This is a genomic window from Bacillus daqingensis (assembly GCF_042654445.1).
GTDB lineage: Bacteria > Bacillota > Bacilli > Bacillales > Salisediminibacteriaceae > Alkalicoccus > Alkalicoccus luteus.
Genome location: NZ_JBHSGK010000004.1, coordinates 159,596 through 180,114 on the forward strand (window position 1 = coordinate 159,596; position 20,519 = coordinate 180,114).

A 20,519-nucleotide genomic window follows, 5' to 3' on the forward strand; every position below is an offset into this window, starting at 1 on the left:
GGCGGACGTGCGTGTTTATTCGTCTTCCTGGAGCGCTTCCTCATGCGTCTCTGCAAATTCTTCCGGTGTTACATCCTCTCCGAAGAGGGACTGAATCATATTCAGATGTGTTTCTGCTACGCCTGAGCTCATCTGAACATCTGCAAAGAGCGTAATATCTGACGCGTTGTTCAGCTCATCCAGCACATCAATGAACAGGTCTGGAAGATCTACTTCGTCTGTGTTTACCTGTGTGCCCGGAATCACGCCTGCATCTTCCACAGACTGCTTGCCCCATTCTTCTGTGAAGTGCTTGACGAATGCTTTGGCTTCGTCTTTCACGTCGGAGTTCTCCGCTACGAAAAGTCCGACCCCAGGTCCGCCGACCCAGCTGTTAATATCGCCGTCGCCGCCGTCAACTTCAGGGAACTTAAAGAAGTCGATGCTGTCACGGAATTCCTGCGGTACTTCTTCATTTGTCGTGTAGTTAGGCAGATCCCATGAACCGATCAGGTACATCGCTGCGTTGCCATTCATGAACTCTGCTTTTGCTTCCTGGTCAGAAAGCCCATTAAATCCGGAGATGAAGGCATCATGGTCCACCATTTCCTGAATTCGGTCAGCTGCTTCTACAAGGCGCTCATCGGTGAAGCTTCCGCTGCGGTCAATAGCTGAGTTCAGTGCTTCTGATCCGCCGATGCGGTCAGCAAGGTACATGTACCAGAGGGAGCCTGTCCAGCGATCGCGGTTTCCGAGGGCGATCGGCGTCATGCCGCCTTCTGACAATGTATCAATCACTTCAATTAAGTCATCATATGTTTCCGGTACTTCCACCCCGTACTCATCAAAGATTGCCTGGTTGTAGAAGACAGGCGCTATGTTCAATTCGAGCGGGAGCGCGTAAGCTTCATCATCCACGGAGTATGCTTCGATCGTTCCGGCTACGAAGTCGTCACGCATGTTGTCTTCTTCAAGCACATCATCAAGCGGAGCAAACAAGTCACCGTTGACGTAGGGCTCAAGGAAGCCTGCCGGCCACGTCATTCCAACATCAGGGAGCTGATTGGAAGAAGAGACAACCTGCAGCTTGTTCTTATACTGCTCGTTTTCCAGTACTTCCATTTCAACCGTGACGTGCGGATGCATTTCTTCAAACTCTTCAATGATTTCTGTTACGATCCGGTAGTGGTCAGGGGAGCTTCCCTGCGGCCACAGATGCATAAAGTCGAGCGTGACTTCTTCCTGCTCAGCAGCTTCGTTCGTGTCGCCGCCGTTGTTGTTCTCATCTGCGCTTGCTGCGTCTTCCGAGTCATCGGCTCCGCATGCGCTCAGTGCAATCAGTCCAGCAGTGGAAAGGGCCATCAGTGACAAAAATGATTTCTTTTTCAATTTATTTCCCCCTCAGCGATTTGGTGTAAGCCAAGTATAGCAAGGATGAAAGCGCTTTATAAGGTAACGGTGATTAGGTAAAGTACCACTTTATTTATATGATTGAACTATCATTTTTCGACATCTGTGCTGCTCTCACGCCTGTAGCGGCTGGGCGTCACGCCTTCGTGTTCACGGAAAATGCGGATAAAATACTTAGACGTCTGGTATCCTGTCTGCTCGGCAATATCGGCGATCGGCATAGAGGTAGTAAGAAGCAGCCGTTTTGCGAGCTGGAGACGTTTTTTCGTGACGTATTCGCTGAAGGTCATCGTCATGTGCTCCTTGAACAAGACGCTGAGATAGCTAGGATTTAAGTGCACCTGCTGAGCTACCTCTTTTAAGCTGAATTTCTCGCTGAGACGGCTGTCAATGTAAACGGCAGCTTCTTGAAGGGGCTCCGGCAGCTGATCAGCCGGGACCACATCCGGCTCCTGGAACGCCCGGTCGACCCGCTCGATCTGATCCAGGCGGGACCTGGTTTCAAGTGCCTCCTGCACCGCCTGAAGAAATGCCTCCTTTTTCACCGGTTTCAGCAGATAGTTAACGACGCCCATGTGAAGGGCCTCCTGTGCATAGGAAAACTCCGAGTAAGCGGAAATCACAATGAACACCGGTCGACGCTGAAAGGATTTCGTTTCCGCAATCAGCTCAAGCCCCGTCATTTCCGGCATACGTATATCGGTGATCAGCACGTCAATGTCATGTTCCCGAAGCAAGTGCAGCGCCTCAGGTCCGTCGGAAGCGGTATAGACATGAAGCAGATCATGCTCCCATGTTTCCAATCTCCGCTTCAGACCGTTGCGGGAGCGGGGCTCATCATCTACGATCAGTACTTGTTTCGTGCGCATGAGGAAGACCTCCTTTAATCGGAATTAAGAGCGTGATCGTCGTTCCTGTATGCTCGATGCTGTCAATCAATAGCTGCGGATCATCGTCCGGATAAACGAATTCCAGCCGCTGCCAGACGTTGCGCAGCGCCAGGCCCGTACCTTTTGTATCCACCTTCTCCCGGTTATCGAGAGAAGCCCGCACGCGCTCCAGTACCTCTTTGCTCATGCCGCAGCCGTCATCAGCTACGCTGATTTCAAGATAGCCTTCTACTTTTGCCTGACTGGCTGTAACGGTTACGGTGCCGCCGCCGCGGCACGTTTCAATCCCGTGCAGCAGCGCGTTTTCGATCAGCGGCTGAATCAGCAGCTTTGGAATACGCTGTTCCCGGTAAAGGGGATCGATCTCCACCCGCCAGCTGAGACGGTCCTCAAAGCGGAGCTGCATAATCTGCAGGTACCGCTCTGCGTGCTGCAGCTCTTCTTCAAGTGTCACGAGATCATCATCTGTTTCCGAAATGGTATAGCGGAACAGGTCGGATAACGAAATGATCACTTCTGCCATTTCTTCATCCCGTTCATCAAGCGTCCAGTGAATCGCTTCCAGCGTATTAAACAGGAAATGAGGGTTAATCTGCGCCTGAAGTGCTCGAAGCTCTGCTTTTGTTTTCAGCAGTTCCTTCTCATAGACGGCTTTAATAAGGTGATTGGTTGTTTCTACCATTTCGTTGTACGTGTCATTTAGTTCATTCATTTCGACAGTAGAGGAAATCCGCCGGCTTTTACGCAGAGCACCAAGCGTCCCAAAGCGCATCGCATGAGTCAGCTGCCGAATCGGTCTCGACAAATAGCTTGAAACGATCCAGGAAGCAGGAATAAACAGGATCAGGCCGGTTCCGCCGGCGATTATGATCGCCGTGCCGATACCGGGCAGGCCTTCCAGCAGGAGGGAAACGGGACTCAAAATCACGAGCGTCCAGCCCGTGTTGTCGGAAATCGCCTCAGCCCGGACAAACTCCTCATCGTTATAGAGGACGGTTTCGCTTCCGTTCAAGCTGTCATCTCGCAGTTCTTCCGGCATGTTTCCTGCAATTTCCTGTCCGTTCTGATCCAGAAGTAGCGCATACTCTTCCTGGATATCAAGCTGCTCAGCCGCACCGGCAAGATTAAAGTACGTGTCCTGAACGACGGTGATCAGGTAGCCGCCTCGCTGGAAATCCTCCTCCGGCATATTGATTTGCTTAATCGCAAGAAAAGCCTGAGCATCAAGCGGATCTTCACCGGCCCAGAGGAGCCGGCCGCGTGCTTCTTCAGCAGCGTCAATCCATTCCGGGGATACACGGATGGAAAGGGGAAGTTCATTTAACGGAAACAGCCGGCGCTCATCGGTAAAATACAGTTCGAATGACTGCAGGCCAGTCGTATAGGCCTGGTAGCTGTTGATGATTTCATTCATCGACTGGCGTTCCGCAAAGTTAGCCTGCATCCCGGCAGTTTCCTGCTGCAGAAGCTGCTGGACAGCGGGATCAGTTGCGATTTGACTCGTAATCAAATCGATCGTTTCATACTGCGTATCGATGCGTCCGAGTGCCTGCACAGCCGTCTGCTCGATCTGGCCTTCCGCATTTTCTTTAATGATTTCGGTCACCAGGTTATAGGCGAGCAGGCCGACTGCACCGAGCACGATAACCATCACGGCAGCAAAAACAGCTAATATTTGATTCCGCATCGTGTTAGCCGGCTTTAAAAACGAGAATCGCACCGGAAAGCCTCCTCCTGTCTCAATCAAGTCTTCTTTCATTGTATCGGAAATCAGGCTGGAGACGAACAGCAGATATAATCAGTAATAGTTTTTTCATTAAACTTATGATAGTTGTTTTAGCATGAGAAAACAAGAAAGCGCTTTAGTTCCTTTCATGTGTTCCCTTGTTCTGAATCTGGAAGGCAGCTTAAAGCGCTGAAGGACAAAAAGAAAAGCTTATACTAAAAAACGCCTCCGGCTTTACGACACCGGGGCGCTTGTATGAACTATGATGGAGTAGAGCCTGCTGCTGCAGGAGGGAGAAACTGCTTTTGCAAAAATGTTTCAATGTTAAAGGCAGTCAGGCCGTAAGGAGCAGCGTAGTAATAGGAACGGCTGAAGCTGATATCTGTCTGGTTATACAGCTGTGGAAGCGTTCGTTCCTTCACGGACTTATACATCGCTTCCGCAATAAACCGTTCCGCTTTAGCGAGGCGGTTGCCGATCACGATTTTTTCGGGATTAAACGTATGAATGATATTTGTCAGTCCGACTCCCAAATAGTAGCCAATTTCTTCAAAGGCATTGCGGACAGCTGCATCTGTTTCAGCCTTGCTCAGCAGGTTTTCAAGATCGTGTCCGTTTTCAGGGAAAGAACGGAGCAGCGCCATTTCAGAGGCATACATTTCCCAGCAGCCCTTGCTGCCGCAGCGGCAGGAACGCCCTTCATCCTTAATCGTCGTATGACCGATCTCACCGCTTAATCCACCGGCTCCCATCATAAGACGATCATCGAGCACAATGCCGGCGCCGATTCCGATTCCGGCGCTTACATAGACGAAGGAGCTTGTGTGCCTGGCGCTTCCGAACGTCTTTTCACCGTATGCGCCTGCGTTTGCTTCATTTGTGACGACGACAGGAACGCCGTACTGATCCTCAAAGATTTCCTTTACATTGGACTGCGTCCAGTCCAAATTGGGTGTCGTCAGAATAGTCCCGTTTTTATCGACGAGGCCGGGTACACCAAAGCCGATCCCGACAAGTCCGAACGCAGTATCTTCAGCTTTAGCGAGACATTCATCCAGCATAACTTTTATTTCCATCACGGTACGAGTGAAATCATTTGTATCGAAGGAACGCGAGATTTCATGAATGACAGAGCCGCGGAGATCGGTCAGCACGGTCAAAATGTAATTGACACCGATGTCACAGCTGAGAGAATAGCCGGCCTTTTCGTTAAACTGCAGCATGAGCGGACGTCTGCCGCCGCTTGATTTGCCAAGACCCGTTTGGTAACAGTATTGTTCATTGATCAATTCTTCTACTAATGAAGAAACAGTAGCTTTTGTAAGGCCGAGTGTCTGGGCGAGGGCTGCACGTGAAATGGGTTCCTGCTCCCGGATCGTATTTAAGATGATGGATTTGTTCGCCAGTTTAACCGTTTGCTGATAGGCAGCCATATCGATTCCTCCTACATTGTTTAATGAAGTGCACGGGTTCTTCGATTTAATCAATTGATGAACCGGTTAACATAGTTTAGTTATAGCAAATAGTCGGCTGTGCATTGCTCTTATTATCATTCTACCGCACCTTGCCGGCTGTTACCTAGCAAGAACGAAAGAAGAACCTAAAAAAAGTTCTCTTTTTTTATTAGTTAATTCAATGGACAAACTAAGTTTACCCTGCTACAATACAAATATCAAGAAGTTATCTATAACTTAGGAGGTCATGATCATGGCAGAAACAAGAACGACGTACTTTTCGAATATTCCTGAAATCGCTTACGAAGGTCCGCAATCAGCAAATCCGTATGCATTTAAGTATTATAATCCGCAAGAGAAGGTTGGCGGCAAGACGATGGAGGAGCAGCTTCGCTTTTCAGTCGCTTATTGGCATACGTTGACGCAGGATGCATCTGACCCATTTGGAGCAGGCACCGCTCAGCGTCCATGGGATCACTACAGCGGAATGGATTTGGCAAAAGCTCGCGTTGAAGCAGCGTTCGAATTTATCGAAAAAATCAAAGCGCCGTTTTTCTGCTTCCATGATATTGATATCGCGCCGGAAGGAGATACGCTCCGCGAAACAAATCAAAATCTTGATACGATCGTGGCAATGATCAAAGAGTATATGAAAACGTCAGAGACGAAGCTGCTCTGGAACACAGCGAACATGTTCACACACCCTCGCTTCGTTTCCGGTGCAGGGACGTCAAGCAACGCGGATGTTTACGCGCATGCGGCTGCAAAAGTGAAGAAAGGACTTGAAACTGGTAAAGAGCTCGGAGCTGAAAACTACGTGTTCTGGGGTGGCCGTGAAGGCTACGAATCACTTCTAAATACAGACATGAAGCTGGAGCTTGATAACCTTGCATCGTTTTATCATATGGCTATCGACTATGCGAAGGAAATCGGTTTTGATCCGCAGTTTCTGATTGAACCGAAGCCGAAAGAGCCGACCACGCATCAGTATGACTTTGATGTAGCAACGGCGACCTCTTTTCTTTACCAGTACGGTCTGCAGGATCACTTCAAGTTTAATATTGAAGCAAACCATGCAACGCTTGCCGGCCACACGTTCGAGCATGAGCTTCGCACTGCACGCATCAGCGGAATGCTCGGTTCCGTTGACGCGAACCAGGGTGATCCGCTGCTCGGATGGGATACGGATGAATTTCCAACAGATCTTTATTCCGCGGTCCTTGCGATGTATGAAATTTTGAAAAACGACGGGCTTGGACGTGGCGGCCTGAACTTCGATGCCAAGATCCGCCGAGGCTCCTTTAAGCCGGAGGATCTCTTCTATTCTCATATTGCAGGCATGGACAGCTTTGCAGTCGGCCTGAAAGTGGCGCAGAAAATGATCGATGACCGTTTCTTTGAATCGATTGTGGAAAAGCGCTATGAAACGTTTAACGACGGCATCGGGAAAAAGATTCGCGAAGGTACTACGTCGTTCGCGGAGCTGGAAGCATATGCCCTTGATCAAAAGCAGATTGACCACGCCTCCGGCCATCTGGAGCGGATCAAAGCAGGGATCAATCAATACATTCTTTCTGTCAATTCCCTTTAATCGGGTTGATACGGGCCGTCTCAGTCCCCCTTCTGAGGCGGCCTTTTTTAACAGGAGGAAACGGCAGAAACGGAAATAGTACACAAGAGAGGAGATCGTATATGGCTTACGTACTTGGTGTTGATTTAGGAACGAGTGCTGTTAAGGTGCTGCTCGTAGATGAACAGGGAACAGTTGCGTCAGAAGCTTCAAGAGGTTATCCGCTGTACCATGACGAGCCGGGTTGGAGTGAACAGGAGCCCGAAGACTGGGTGGAAAAAACGATTGAGGCGGTCGCAGAAGCAGTGCGGGATGTCGACCCGGAACAGGTGAAAGGGATCAGCTTTTCCGGTCAGATGCACGGTCTCGTTCTGATCGATGAAGCGGGTGCTCCGCTGCGCCGTGCGATACTATGGAACGATACGCGGACGTCAGAGCAGTGCCGAAAAATTGAAACAGAGCTGACGATTGATACACTGCACCGCATTACGAAGAATCCTGCGCTGGAAGGGTTTACGCTGCCGAAGCTGCTTTGGGTCCAGGAATACGAGCCTGATTTGTTTAAACAAGCAGCAGCCTTTCTTCTTCCGAAGGACTATGTACGCTTCAGGCTCACCGGTGAACTAGGAATGGATTACTCGGACGCAGCCGGCACGCTTCTGCTGGATGTAGCAGACCGGGAATGGAGCCGCACAGTAGCAGATGCGTTCCAGCTCGATACGTCGCTTTTCCCGCCGCTATTAGAAAGTCATGCCGAAGCCGGGACACTGCTCCCTGAGATGCAGGAGCAGACGGGTCTTGGCAGCGTTCCGCTGTTTGCCGGCGGGGCAGACAATGCGTGCGGGGCACTCGGAACGGGCATTTTACAGGAAGGAAGTGTGCTGAGCAGCACGGGTACTTCCGGTGTCATGCTTGCCTTTGAAGAAGACGGCAGCAAGGATTTTGGCGGATCCGTTCATTACTTTAACCATGCGGTGCCAAACGCCTACTACACGATGGGCGTAACGCTCGCTGCGGGTCACAGCCTCAGCTGGTTTAAAGAGCAGCTGGCCCCTGATCGTTCATTTGAAGAGCTGCTTGCGCTTGCAGAAGCATCGCCCGCGGGATCCCGGGGACTTCTGTTTACTCCGTATATATCCGGAGAGCGGACCCCGCATCCGGATGCAGACATTCGCGGAAGCTTCATCGGCCTGCACACCTCGCATACGCTCGGAGATATGACGCGGGCTGTTTTAGAAGGCATTACCTTTTCCCTGAATGAATCGCTTCAGCTTTTCCGTGAGCAGGGGAAGCAGGTTCACACGATTATCGCTTCGGGAGGAGGAGCGAAAAGCCGGCTGTGGCTGCAGATGCAGGCCGATATTTTTGGTGCAGCGACAGAGAGGCTGGAAAGCGAGCAGGGACCGGGACTCGGAGCGGCGATGATTGCGGCTTACGGCCTTGGCTGGACAGACAGCTACAAAGAGTTATCAGACCGGTTCACGAAATCAGCAGACCGCTGCGAACCAGACCCTGAGGCGGCAGCTGTTTACGCCGGTCTGTTTCCGATCTATCAGAAGGTATACCGTGCCACTGAAGAACTGTCGAGAGCGTTAAAACCGTTCCGGCAGGCAGGAAGCAGACAGGGAGCTGAAACAACATCTTAACAGCATGTCATCATGAACAGCCTGCCTCTTATATTGATAAGAAGCAGGCTGTTCTTTTTCGTCAAAAAAATACTGTATTTTGCCGAAATGTTAGAAAATACTACACAGAAAACAGCGACCATTTAAGCAGTAACAGGAGTATACTAAAGGTGTATATATGCTGCTGCAGACGCTTTTTTCATACATATGCCGGTATTTTTGGCATGGCTGAATGAAAGAGGTGAATAAGATGGGAAGAAAGCTTGTTAAACTGATACTGTCCTTTGTGCTGCTGTTCGTTACTGCCTTTGCAGCTTTTCCAGAAACTGCTGATGCAGCTGCTTCCAAGTGGATCACAAAAGGAAACACGACGAGTAAAGTTGTGGCTTTGACCTTTGATGACGGTGCGGATGGAACGAACCTATCCAACATACTGAATACGCTTCAGGATCATAATGTGAAGAGCACTTTCTTTTTAACAGGTACGGGTATGAACCATCACCCTAAAACGGTAAAACGAATCACTGATCATGGACATCAGATTGGCAACCACTCCTACTCCCATCCGGATTTCACCAAGCTTACAGCTACACAGATGAAACGAGAGCTGGAAAAAACAGAGGCGCTTGCGAAGCAGGTTACAGGGAAATCGACAAAGCCGATATTCAGAGCCCCGTACGGAGCGGTAAATAACGCAGTGCTGCAGGCTGCCGGAGCAGCAGGCTATACGCACACGCTTCACTGGGATGTTGATACTGTCGACTGGAAAGGTGTTTCGAAAACGCAGATCGTCAATAAAGTAGTGAACAATGTGAAGCCAGGGTCCATCGTCCTGATGCATACCGGTGCAGGAGCATCGGGAACACCAGGTGCTCTCCCGGAAATCATTAAGCAGCTGAAGGCGAAAGGATATAAGTTTGTGACCGTATCAGAGCTGTTGAAGCTGGAGACGAAGCCTGCAGGCACGTCTGGAACAACCTATACGGTTAAATCAGGTGATACGCTCTATGCGATTGCCCGCAAGTATAATACGACGGTTGCGGCACTGACCTCTTTGAATAAATTAAGTGACCCGAACGCCTTAAAAATCGGACAGGTGCTGCAGATTAAAGCAGCTGCTTCGATTCCGCAAGCCTCCACTTATACGGTTAAGTCAGGCGACACGCTTTATGCGATTGCTGTCAAAAACAACACAACCGTACAGAAGCTCACGTCATTGAACGGTATATCAAATCCTAACCTTATTCGAGTCGGACAAGTACTGAAGCTACCGGCATGACAGTAAAAAAAGAAGCGGGTAACACCTCCTGCCAGCTGCGGCGGGAGGTTGTTTCGTCTTGAGATTTTGCAGCAGTAAAGAGCGACAAAAAAAGCTTGTACAAAGCGTGGTTCCTGCTTTACGAAGCTTGCCGGCTGGATTATGATAAATGCACCAACAGCAGAGGAGGCGGCGCGGATGAGCAGAGTAACAATCGCAGCTTATGATCCAGCATGGCCCCGGCTGTATGAAGAGGAGGCGGCTCAGCTGCGGTCTGTATTCCAGTCCCGCTTAAAGGAGCTGCACCATATCGGCAGCACGGCAGTGCCTGGAAGTGACGCCAAACCGGTGATTGATATCATGGCGGTCTTCACTTCCATCGATGATTCTGACGCAAGTGAAGAACTTCTGAGAGCTGTAGGATACAGCAGATGCACGTCGACAAGCAGTCCGGGCAGGCTCTTTTTCAGAAAGCGCACGCCCGCTGCTTTTCATCTGCACATCTTTCCAGAAGGGAGCAAAGACATTATCCGGCACCTCGCGCTCCGGGACTATCTGCGGGCGCATCCGGCGCGGAGAAAAGCCTACGCAGGTTTGAAAAAGTCCCTCGCCTGGGAATATCCTTTTAATATGAGTGCCTATGCGGAAGGCAAACATGATTACGTCAAAGAACTGGAATGCCGCGCACTGCGCTGGTACCGCAGCCCGGCTTCCAAAAGGAGAGGATAAGGATGCGCGTACTCGTTATTGGAGCGAACGGACAGATCGGCCGTCATCTGGTCAAGCTGTTAAAAGACAGCGACAAGCATGAGGTCAGGGCAATGGTCCGCAAACAGGAACAGGCGGATGAATTCAAAGCAGATGGCATTGAAGCGGTTCTCGCAGACCTCGAAGGGCCGGTGAGCGACATCGCTGCAGCAGCAGATGGTTGTGATGCCGTTGTCTTTACAGCCGGTTCAGGCGGAAGCACCGGAGCAGATAAGACTCTGCTGATTGATCTGGACGGCGCCGTAAAGTCTGTAGAAGCGGCCGAAGAAGCAGGAGCTGCACGGTTCCTGATGGTAAGCGCGATTCAGGCGCATAACCGCAGCAACTGGAGCGAGAAGATCCGACATTACTTTTCGGCGAAGCATTATGCGGATCGAATGCTGATGAACAGCAGCCTGACGTACACGATTGTTCGTCCCGGCGGTCTGACAAATGACAGCGGAAGCGGTAAAGTAAAAGCAGCCGAGAATCTGGAGCGGGCAGATATCCCCCGTGAAGACGTCGCAGCCGTCTTGTATGCAGCACTGGATGAAGAAAATACTTACCATAAAGGCTTTGACCTTGTTTCCGGTGACGACACCCCTGCAGAGGCATTAAAAAAATTGTAGCGTACGATAAGAGCAGAAGCCTGTTTTGGGCTTCTGCTCTTCGTCAGTTTGTTACGCGAGAAAAGGAACCGCTATGCGTATGGTTGGATTTTCCTTCCGCTTCAAGACGCTGCTGCCATGAAAAGAGCGGCAGTGCTTCAGCTGTGTCTGGTGCTTGCAGACAGCCAGCTGCTGTACGCAGCCGTGACAAAAGGAGACAGCCACAAAAAGACCGCTGCCGGTGCGTAGGCTGTAACGGGCACTTGTATAATCGTGCTGCATAAAATAGCAAGCAGGCTCCAAGGGACGAGCCCGGCGAAGACAACAGTGGAGTCGGCAAGAATTCGTGCCAGATGAGACGCTCCGTACGACTGCCGCCAATAGGGCAGCATCGTTCGGCCTGCCAGTAAAATCGGGAAAGACTGATTAGGCGAAACGAGCGCAACGGAAGCTGCAGCCCCCGTCGTTTTCAGCGTGGCGGTGCTTAATGATTCAGAGCCGTGAAAGACTTTCTTCAACAGAGGCTGCAGCATGTCTGTATCTTCCAGCAGCTGACAGAAGGCCCCGACGATGAGAATAAACAAAACAAAGGGGAGCATATCCATTAGGCCGTTAACCCTCTCGGTACCCCTCCAAAGCACGATTATCCAGGATATAGGGTCGCCGCCTCGCAGGAAAGCAATCGCAGATCCTGCTGCAATCGCGGCAGTAAAACAGGTGTACATGCTTTTTCCCCGTACAATCAGGCCAAGCAATAAAAGCGGCGGCAGGAGGGAGAGGAAAAGCGGACCGGCTGCAGGCATGGCCTCATCTGCGAGACCGGTTCTTGGTGCTGAAAGGAGGTCAATGACAAGAAAAAGACATGCTGTAAGCGGTACGGAAATCAAAAGCGTTGGCGTAATCGTGCGCAAGTGATCTCTTGTTGTCAGCCCCGAAGCAAATGCCAGCAGCTGAAACGAGCTCGAAAGGGGAGAAGTTCTGTCGCCGACAAAAGCACCGGAAACAAGCGCTCCGCCTAGCAGGAAAGGTGAGACGCCAAGAGCCGTGCCAGCCCCAATCAATGGGATCCCGACGATGCTGAGGGAGCCGACAGCGCTTCCGACAGTGAGAGACATGACGGTAGCGATCAGAAACGAGGCGGTCAGGAAAAATCCGGGATGAACGCCGGCAAGAAACAGCTGATTCAAATCATCTACAATGCCGGCATAGGTCCAGGCAGGGAGCAGAAGTCCGATGAAGACAAGCAGCCATGCGATCGCCCGGCTGCGGCTCATGCCTTTTAGAATGGTTCGTGAAACAAAGGAAACGGGTGCGCCTTTGTAAAGAATCGCAGCGGCAGCGGCAGCCAGACCGGGAAGCATCGCCGGACCGAGCGGAAGCTCAAACGCAGCTGCGGTCATAAGCGGTGCGATAGCACATATAAAAACGACTGCAATCAGCCTGGTTGAATAGGTGTGTGTCACTATGATCATCTCCGTTCGTCATTGTAGCATATGATACGCACAGCGTTGACAAATAGAGCGGGTGACTATATGCTGAAGAAGAATAAAAACGGAAAGGGTGAAGCAGGCCGATGAAGTAATCTATCCTGAGCAGAAGCTGAACACGAAAGGACGGGCATACAAGGCCCCTTTATGTTCAGATCAGGATAGGGAACGGCTCTGCAGAGTCCATAAACGGGTGTTTTGTATGAAAAATGACCGGCAGATTGCCGGCTGCGTCGAACCTGGATATCAGGATATCAGGCGGCGTATACTTTCATGCACCCTTTTTACCTCTCCTGGTCGAACGACAGCGCTGGGAGAGGTTTTTTGTCTTTCCCGTATTAAAGGAGGGATGCAGCATGATGCTGCATGCACAACAATTATCGGCGGAAGTCAACGGAAGAGAGCTGTTTACAGATCAGACATTAACGGTGCAGGAAGGGGACCGCATTGGATTAATCGGAGCAAATGGAAGCGGCAAATCAACGCTTCTGCAACTATTGGCAGGCCAGCGGCCCCCTGATCACGGCAGCTGTCACGTTGAAAGCAATATCGTGTATTTGCCGCAGCTGAAAGAAGCAGAGGCGAAGAGCGGAGGTGAGCTGACACAGGCCTGGATTCAGAAAGCTTTCGCAGAGCAGGGAGGCTTGCTGCTGGCAGATGAACCGACCACAAGCCTGGATGAGGCTCACATTCAATGGCTGGAGGACAAGCTTCAGCATTGGAAAGGCGCCTATATTATCGTATCCCACGATCGTGCTTTTCTGGATCGGACTTGTTCGTCCCTTTGGATAATCGAACAAAACGCCATTCACACGTTTTCTGGGCCGTATCATCTTTACGAGGAGCAAAAGCGGCGGGAAACGCGTGAACAGCAGCAGGCGTATGAATCGTATGTCAGACAAAAACGTTCACTGGAGGAAGCTGCACGCAGGCGCGAAGAGCGTGCAAATCAGCTGACAAGCACGAAAAACGTCAGCCGGTCAGAAGCCTCCATCACTGGAGCAAAGCCGTACTTCGCTAAAAAGCAGAAAAAAATGCAGCAAACAGCAAAAGCGATGGAAAAACGGATGGAACAGCTGGAAGAGGTAGACAAACCTTGGGAGGAAAAACCGTTGAGAATGACGCTTCCACGCGGCAAGGGCAGGGATCGTCAGGAAGAAGTGTTTGTTAAGCATATGACGGCTGAGGCTGGCGGAAAAAGGCTTTGGACCGTGATGCCTTTTCCTGTGAGGCACGGCGAAAGGCTGGCGCTGACGGGCAGCAATGGATCTGGAAAAACGACGTTTCTAAAGAAGCTGCAGCAGGGAGACGGGGTCACGAAAGCAGGCTGGAGCAGACTCGGCTTTTTTCAACAGGATTTAACCATGCTCCGCTTAGACGACACGGTGCTGGAAAACACGGAACGCGAGGCTGTTCAGCCAAGAGAAGTCATTCGAACGATTCTCGCCAGGCTGGGTTTCCGCGGACGGGATGCAGAGAAAAAGGCAGCAGTGCTTAGTGGAGGAGAGCGAGTGAAGCTGTCTCTTGCGATGCTGATGACGGGCAGCTATACAGGGCTGGTTTTGGATGAACCAACGAGCTTTCTCGACATCGAGGCAGTAGAAGCATTGGAAAGACTTCTGGCAGACTATCCGGGCACACTGATTATCGTTTCCCACGACAGGCGCTTTAGAAGCAGAACGACAAATCTGGAAATTAATATCGAGGCGGGCCGGCTTTGGCGGCCGGATATGCAGGGAAATGCTCAGACGGAAGCAGATGAAGAACTGATGCGAATTGAAACGAGGCTGGCAGAGGTCATCGGCCGGCTCAGCTTGGAGCCTGATGCCGAGCTGGAATCAGAGTTTCAGAAGCTGTTAAAAATGAAAAAAGCCTTTGCAGGACGAAGCTGGCAGCAAAGGTAACTGAAACAGCCCGGGCTGTGGAGCAGCACCGGGCTGTTGCGTGGAGCATCAGCCGTACTTTTTCTGATGCTCCTTTTTCATTTTTAAGTATGTCTCATCTTCGCGGATTTGAATCCATTTCTTTTCGAAAATCTTCGCGGACGCTGCCTTTTCATCGTCGATCTGCCGTTTATTTATATTCCCCTCTTTATCATACTTTTTTCCGCCCTTATAATTAGCGTAGCGTCGTGCGCGCGTATAGCCCATCTGAATAAATTTTCGTGCCATGTCCATCCCGACAAAATCGTTCTTTTTTTTATAATCGAGGTACATATCGTAAATTGCCTCAGATGACTCTTCTGCAATATCCGGCGTCTTGAACCGCCAATGCGGAAGAATTTCGCTTTTATAAGGCTCGACCATCAGGACACCTTGTTCGCCTCTGCCGACGCGGTATTTATGGGGCTCTTCGCGAAAATCAATGTTCTCAAAATCAGCATCGTAGTCAAAAGCCAACCGGGTCACCTCCCTTTCTTGCGGTTCTATACCCGGTTGGAAATTAACAGTAAACCTACCATATAAGGAGAGTGATGCCTTGTGAAGTCCAAACGACAGCTACGATCCGCTATGTGGCAGGAAATAACGAATACGTTACAGTGTCCATTTTGCAAGGAATCTGCTGCAGCTGAGCAGGGAGCGATTGTCTGCAGCCGCGGACACCGATTTGATATGGCGAAAAAGGGCCAGCTGTTTATGCTGCGACGTCCAGCATCAGGAGGCTATGAACAGGAGCTTTTTGCCGCTAGGCAGCGCGTGATTCATGCTGGTTTTTACAAACCGATGCATGATGCGCTCGAGGCCGTTCTGCCGGAGCATGGGCTGGTGCTGGATGCAGGCTGCGGAGAGGGATCTCATTTAATGATGCTGCGAAACCGGAGGACATTCGCAGGAATTGGCATGGATAATGCGAAGCCTGGTATTGAGCAGGCCGCAGCCACTGACAGCAGCCTGATGTGGGTGACAGGCGACATCACCTCTATTCCGCTGCGGAACAATACAGTGGATCTGCTGCTGAATTTGTTTTCTCCTGCTTCGTATCAGGAATTTAAGCGGGCAGCTGGAGAAAGCGGCCTTGTTGTCAAAGCGATTCCCGGGCCGAGGTATCTGAAGGAGATTCGCCAGCTTACCGGAGAAAAAGCCTACAGCAGCGAAGAGGTGGAGGAAGGCTTTTTCACGGCTTTTCCGACAGGAGAAGCCGACCATCTGCAAGCCGAATGGTCTGTTCCGGCTAACTTGAAACAAGACGTGCTGCGAATGACACCGCTCACGTGGAAGCACCGGCATAAGCTGCATGAAACAGATGGACCGGACCAGCTGACGCTGGATGTCCGCCTCCTATTTTCCCGGCCTGTTTGACACAGATCGGCTAAAAGCTCCGTCGCTCGTCATCGAGCGGCGGAGCTTCAATGTGTGGATAACGTTCGTTCAGGTGAATAGCCTTGCATCGGCCTGTATCTGCGGTCCCGCGTTTTTCATTTGAACCAGCTTCAGCTTGTTAAAAGCGGTTCAATATCCTCTCGAATCTTGCGCGGAGCTGTTTGAGGCGAATAGCGTTTGACGACGCGCCCGTCGGCATCGACAAGAAACTTCGTAAAGTTCCACTTTATTTCAGATCCGAGCATCCCCTTCTGCTGAAGTTTCAAGTGCTGGTACAAAGGATGCGCGTCCGACCCATTTACCTTTGTTTTTTTAGCAAGCGGAAACGAAACACCGAAGTCGCGGCTGCAAACGGCAACCATTTCTTCATCTTGGACCGGCTCCTGATTCATAAATTGGTCAGATGGGAAGCCAAGAACAACTAATCCGCGCTCCTGATAATCCTGATAAAGCTCCTCCAGCTCTTCAAATTGAGGAGCGAGCCCGCATTTTGTTGCTGTATTTACGATCAGCATCGGGCGTCCGCGATATGTATCAAGCGGCATTTCCTCCCCTGCAGAAGTGATCATCGTAAAATCATAAACAGTCTCAGCCATTTGTTACCTGCTCCTTTCATCATCGTAGATTCAATGTCAGTATAGCTGAAGCTGTTCGCAACGGTCTTTTATTTTGCTCAGCCATTGAAAGGGAGAGAAAATTATGTTTAAATAGTAATGATTACGATTTGAGGAGAGGTCAGAATGAATAAAATACCGGTTACCGTGCTGAGCGGTTATTTAGGAGCGGGAAAAACGACGATGCTGAACAACCTGCTTGCAGAGAGGGGAGCGCGGCGCACCGCGGTTATCGTCAATGACATGAGTGAAATTAACGTTGATGCGGGGCTGATTGAGCAGGGTGGTTTCAAACGGACTGAAGAAAAGCTTGTTGAGATGTCAAACGGCTGTATTTGCTGCACACTGCGCGAAGATTTGCTGGAGGAAGTGAAGCAGCTGGCGGAAGCGGGCGGCATAGATCACATCTTGATCGAATCATCTGGAATCAGCGAACCAGTCCCGGTTGCCCAGACATTTACGTACGTTGACGAGGAAACCGGCATCGACCTTACCGAGTTCTGTGCGATTCAATCGATGGTAACCGTCGTGGATGCCAACCGGTTCTGGCATGACTTTCGTTCAGGAGAATCGCTGCTTGAACGGCAGCAGGGTGCTTCAGAAGACGACGAACGGGATATTGCGGACTTGTTAATCGACCAAATTGAATTTTGCAACGTGCTGATTTTGAACAAAACGGACCTTGTATCCGAAGAGAAGCTGACCGAAATCGAGCAGGTGCTTCGGAAGCTGCAGCCGGATGCGGAGCTGATCCGTACAACGCATGGAAAAATAGACGCAGATGTCCTTCTGGCTGAACGCAGGTTTGATTTTGATCAAGCCAGTATGTCGGCCGGATGGATGAAAGAGCTTCAGCAGGAGGAACATACGCCGGAAACAGAAGAATATGGCATATCGAGCTTCGTTTACAGAAGTCGTACTCCGTTTCATCCGCAGCGCTTCGTTGACTGGATGCAGGAGCTCCCGGAAGAGGTGGTGCGAATGAAGGGGATCGTCTGGAGCGCCGCCTACGGCGATATGGCGCTCTCGCTTGCTCAGGCTGGTCCGTCCGCTTATCTGCATCCTGTTGCTTATTGGGTGGCAGCGCTGGATGAGGAGGAGCAGGCTCATTATCTTCGGGAAAATAAAGATCTGCGTGACGAGTGGATGGAGGGAATCGGTGACCGGAAAACAGAATTTGTGCTGATCGGACTGCACATGAATCAGGCGAAGCTGCAAACGCAGCTTGATGCTTGCCTGCTGACAAAATCAGAAATGCAGAGCGATATCGTTTATACGGATCCGTTAAAAGAACTATTTCCCGGGAAATAGAAGCGTTTAAAGCGGGCACCCTTCTTACAGGGTGTCCGCTTTTGTAGGAGGAAGCCTGTCAGACTGCCTGGCCTCATGCCGTGCAGAAGCTGGTGAGGTGCGGTATAATAAAGCAATATATATACTGCGAAAGGAGACGCCGGCTTGGTTGATACAACTCAAATTGATACGTATTTGATTTTAAGCGCCTTTATTTTAATCAGCGGTGTTCTCGCGGCAAAGTTTTCCAACAGAGTGGGACTGCCGTCTCTCGTGTTGTTTATTCTTCTCGGCATGCTCGTTGGCAGTGACGGCCTCGGTATCGTGTATTTTGACAGTCCGGAGCTTGCACAGCTTGTCGGTATTTTTGCCCTCGTCATCATCTTGTTTGAAGGTGGTCTGCAGACGAAATTTGCGACCGTTCGCGCCGTAGCGCTTCCTTCGATTTCCCTCGCGACAGTTGGAGTGATTTTAACATCAGGGATCGTCGGTCTGGCGGCGTATCTCATATTTGACATTACAATGATGCAGGCACTGCTTCTCGGTGCAATTGTCGGTTCGACCGATGCCGCTGCCGTATTTGCTGCCCTAAAGGAACGGAACATTAAGGCGAAGATGGGCGCGACGCTGGAGGCTGAATCAGGGACAAACGATCCGATGGCGGTCTTTTTAACAATTGGCTTTATCGAGCTGATTATCATTCCGGAAACGGCCTGGTGGGCGCTTCTGCCGGAATTTGTCTGGCAGATGGGGATCGGTCTCATCGTTGGTATCGCTGTCGGTAAAATTGCCTCGATCGCGATTAACCGGGTGAAGCTGGATTCAAGTGGTCTGTACCCGATCTTTTCGGTAGCGTTTGCGCTGCTTACATACGGGGCAGCATCCGCAGCGGGCGCAAGCGGATTTCTGGCGGTTTACATTGCGGCCCTCGTGATCGGGAACTCAGAGCTTACGTACCGGTACTCTATTTTCCAATTTAACGAAGGATTTGCCTGGATGGCGCAAATTCTGATGTTTATTTTACTCGGCCTGCTCGTCTTTCCGGCAGACTTGTTCAGCCTTGACATTATCATCGGCGGACTGCTTCTTTCTGCAGCGCTGATCTTTATCGCGAGGCCGGCAGCCGTTTATTTGTCCACACTCGGCATGGGCTATAAAAACAATGAAAAGCTGTTTCTGTCGTGGGCAGGTCTTCGGGGGGCGGTTCCGATTATTTTGGCAACCTTCCCGATCGTGGCAGGGGTGGAGAACAGTGAATTTTTCTTCAACATCGTTTTCTTCGTTGTGCTCACATCCGCTCTCGTGCAGGGAACGACGATTTCGCCGCTCGCGAAAAGGCTTGGTCTCATGGGACCGAAGAAGGACAACCCGCACCACTCCATTGAATTGATATCGATGGGGAAAGCAAATGCAGAAATGGTCCAGTTTAAAGTGGACGGCGACGCACTGATTGCAGGACAGAAGCTAAAAGACGTTGACTTTCCGCGTAAAGCATCGATCAGCGCGATCGTAAGGGATGAAACGTTAATCACTCCTTACGGAGAAACAGAAATTCAAAACGGGGATTTTCTTTATATTCTCGTTGCTTCCCGCTATAAGCGAGAACTGAAGCGGGCACTCGAACAGAAAAAATCACCGCAGCCACCGTATTCCTGATTCAGGAATACGGCTGCTGAAAAGGCGGACCGATCAACATCGGTCCGCCTTCCAGAGGGTTGATAAAGTCATTTTAAGTGAATAAGATTGCATCTGCCTGTATCTGCGGACACTCGCTTTCCGGAGGGAACGGGCTCAGCTAACCGCTTCCTCCTGCTGTCGGAAGCGCTGGATCTTCGCCTCGTTCTGATCCTCCCGGAGTCGAGTTCCTTCGACGTCGGCAGCTGGCAGTGCGTTTCACGTGCCTGGCTATGCATACACAATCGGCTTCCATACAGGTAAACCTTCCCGATGAAACGTTTCGATGTTAAGTAGGGAAGTCCGTCCTTCATCGAATTCATGATAAACGTAAAAAAGCAGCTGCGTCTGCCTGTCGTGACGTTGTTCTCCACGAATCAGAGCCGTTTTCCCGATGTGTCCGGCGTACACGTGGAAACAGCGCAGTCTGAAGATGCCGTGCCGTTCAGATCTGCGAACGGCATGAAAAGCGCGAGCGGAGCCGGACTGAGTCTTGAAGGCTTCTTGTGAGAAGCCTGAGTCCGAGTGAAGCCGCGCCATCCTCCCGTTCCTTTCTTCTCTTCATACAGGGGTCACCCTGAGAAGAGCTGAAGGCCAGCCCACGGCAGGCTAGGTAAGCAGAAGGAAAATACAATCATACGAATAAACATGTAAGTTGATAGACTTTTTCAACAGCCTGAAAGGCGGACCGATCAACATCGGTCCGCCTTCTTTTTTATCGATTAGCACGGGCAACCGGCGGGCTTACGCTTATCTGAGCCGCTTTATGTTGTATTTGCCTCAGGCTGTTTTCGCTTTCGTGGCGCTTGTGCCGTTTTATTCGTTATAACGATTTTGTTAGGCCGCTCAAGTTCGTTTTTACAACAG

At 50.7% G+C, this 20,519-nt stretch carries 16 protein-coding genes; 9 read left to right on the forward strand and 7 right to left on the reverse strand.

All coding sequences use genetic code 11. The annotated features are described in order from the left end of the window. Window positions 1–15: 15 nt before the first annotated feature. The 4 genes from ACFO4L_RS05620 to ACFO4L_RS05635 form a co-directional block, all read right to left on the reverse strand. The gene (locus ACFO4L_RS05620) at window positions 16–1,368 is read right to left on the reverse strand and encodes an extracellular solute-binding protein (RefSeq protein WP_377908717.1); all 1,353 of its coding nucleotides are present in this window, start codon (window positions 1,366–1,368) and stop codon (window positions 16–18) included. A 110-nt stretch (window positions 1,369–1,478) separates the two neighbouring features. Then, window positions 1,479–2,258 carry a response regulator transcription factor gene (locus ACFO4L_RS05625; protein WP_377908718.1) on the reverse strand — a complete coding sequence of 260 codons (780 nt, stop codon included), beginning with the start codon at window positions 2,256–2,258 and terminating at the stop codon, window positions 1,479–1,481. Next, on the reverse strand, window positions 2,227–3,999 hold the full coding sequence (locus ACFO4L_RS05630; RefSeq protein ID WP_377908719.1) for a cache domain-containing sensor histidine kinase: 1,773 nt from the start codon (window positions 3,997–3,999) through the stop codon (window positions 2,227–2,229). The genes ACFO4L_RS05625 and ACFO4L_RS05630 overlap by 32 nt, the downstream gene beginning before the upstream one ends. A gap of 266 nt (window positions 4,000–4,265) precedes the next feature. Beyond that, complete coding sequence (locus ACFO4L_RS05635; protein WP_377908720.1) at window positions 4,266–5,438, reverse strand: ROK family protein; 1,173 nt, start codon at window positions 5,436–5,438, stop codon at window positions 4,266–4,268. Between the two features lie 274 nt (window positions 5,439–5,712). On the opposite strand from ACFO4L_RS05635, the gene xylA reads away from it, so the two are divergent. The 5 genes from xylA to ACFO4L_RS05660 all read left to right on the forward strand — a co-directional run bounded on the left by xylA (window position 5,713) and on the right by ACFO4L_RS05660 (window position 11,288). Then, entirely contained in the window at window positions 5,713–7,050 is a 1,338-nt protein-coding gene (gene xylA / locus ACFO4L_RS05640; RefSeq protein ID WP_377908721.1) for a xylose isomerase, read from the forward strand. 101 nt (window positions 7,051–7,151) lie between these two features. Next, window positions 7,152–8,675 carry a xylulokinase gene (xylB, locus tag ACFO4L_RS05645; RefSeq protein ID WP_377908722.1) on the forward strand — a complete coding sequence of 508 codons (1,524 nt, stop codon included), beginning with the start codon at window positions 7,152–7,154 and terminating at the stop codon, window positions 8,673–8,675. Window positions 8,676–8,904: 229 nt separating this feature from the next. Continuing rightward, window positions 8,905–9,933, forward strand: a complete 1,029-nt coding sequence (locus tag ACFO4L_RS05650; protein ID WP_377908723.1) for a LysM peptidoglycan-binding domain-containing protein — start codon at window positions 8,905–8,907, stop codon at window positions 9,931–9,933. A 177-nt stretch (window positions 9,934–10,110) separates the two neighbouring features. Beyond that, entirely contained in the window at window positions 10,111–10,641 is a 531-nt protein-coding gene (locus ACFO4L_RS05655; protein ID WP_377908724.1) for a GrpB family protein, read from the forward strand. A 2-nt stretch (window positions 10,642–10,643) separates the two neighbouring features. Beyond that, window positions 10,644–11,288, forward strand: coding sequence for an SDR family oxidoreductase (locus ACFO4L_RS05660; protein WP_377908725.1), 645 nt, complete (start codon window positions 10,644–10,646; stop codon window positions 11,286–11,288). A 137-nt stretch (window positions 11,289–11,425) separates the two neighbouring features. Here the strand turns inward: ACFO4L_RS05660 and ACFO4L_RS05665 are convergent, their stop codons facing one another. Then, window positions 11,426–12,730, reverse strand: a complete 1,305-nt coding sequence (locus ACFO4L_RS05665; protein ID WP_377908726.1) for a Na+/H+ antiporter NhaC family protein — start codon at window positions 12,728–12,730, stop codon at window positions 11,426–11,428. A gap of 380 nt (window positions 12,731–13,110) precedes the next feature. On the opposite strand from ACFO4L_RS05665, the gene abc-f reads away from it, so the two are divergent. Then, on the forward strand, window positions 13,111–14,658 hold the full coding sequence (abc-f, locus tag ACFO4L_RS05670; RefSeq protein ID WP_377908728.1) for a ribosomal protection-like ABC-F family protein: 1,548 nt from the start codon (window positions 13,111–13,113) through the stop codon (window positions 14,656–14,658). Between the two features lie 48 nt (window positions 14,659–14,706). Here abc-f and ACFO4L_RS05675 read toward each other — a convergent pair whose 3' ends face one another. Beyond that, a complete protein-coding gene (locus tag ACFO4L_RS05675) occupies window positions 14,707–15,153 on the reverse strand; it encodes a DUF4385 domain-containing protein (protein WP_377908729.1) in 447 nt (148 codons plus the stop codon). A gap of 81 nt (window positions 15,154–15,234) precedes the next feature. On the opposite strand from ACFO4L_RS05675, the gene ACFO4L_RS05680 reads away from it, so the two are divergent. Next, window positions 15,235–16,053, forward strand: a complete 819-nt coding sequence (locus ACFO4L_RS05680; RefSeq protein ID WP_377908730.1) for a methyltransferase domain-containing protein — start codon at window positions 15,235–15,237, stop codon at window positions 16,051–16,053. A 131-nt stretch (window positions 16,054–16,184) separates the two neighbouring features. Here ACFO4L_RS05680 and ACFO4L_RS05685 read toward each other — a convergent pair whose 3' ends face one another. Then, a complete protein-coding gene (locus ACFO4L_RS05685; RefSeq protein ID WP_377908731.1) occupies window positions 16,185–16,670 on the reverse strand; it encodes a glutathione peroxidase in 486 nt (161 codons plus the stop codon). Window positions 16,671–16,814: 144 nt separating this feature from the next. Here ACFO4L_RS05685 and ACFO4L_RS05690 point away from each other — a divergent pair, with 144 nt between their 5' ends. Continuing rightward, window positions 16,815–17,999 (forward strand): GTP-binding protein, encoded by a 1,185-nt coding sequence (locus ACFO4L_RS05690; RefSeq protein WP_377908733.1) that lies wholly within the window; start codon window positions 16,815–16,817, stop codon window positions 17,997–17,999. A 144-nt stretch (window positions 18,000–18,143) separates the two neighbouring features. Next, window positions 18,144–19,634: a potassium/proton antiporter gene (locus ACFO4L_RS05695; RefSeq protein WP_377908734.1), complete on the forward strand. Its 1,491-nt coding sequence runs from the start codon at window positions 18,144–18,146 to the stop codon at window positions 19,632–19,634. Window positions 19,635–20,519 lie beyond the last annotated feature (885 nt).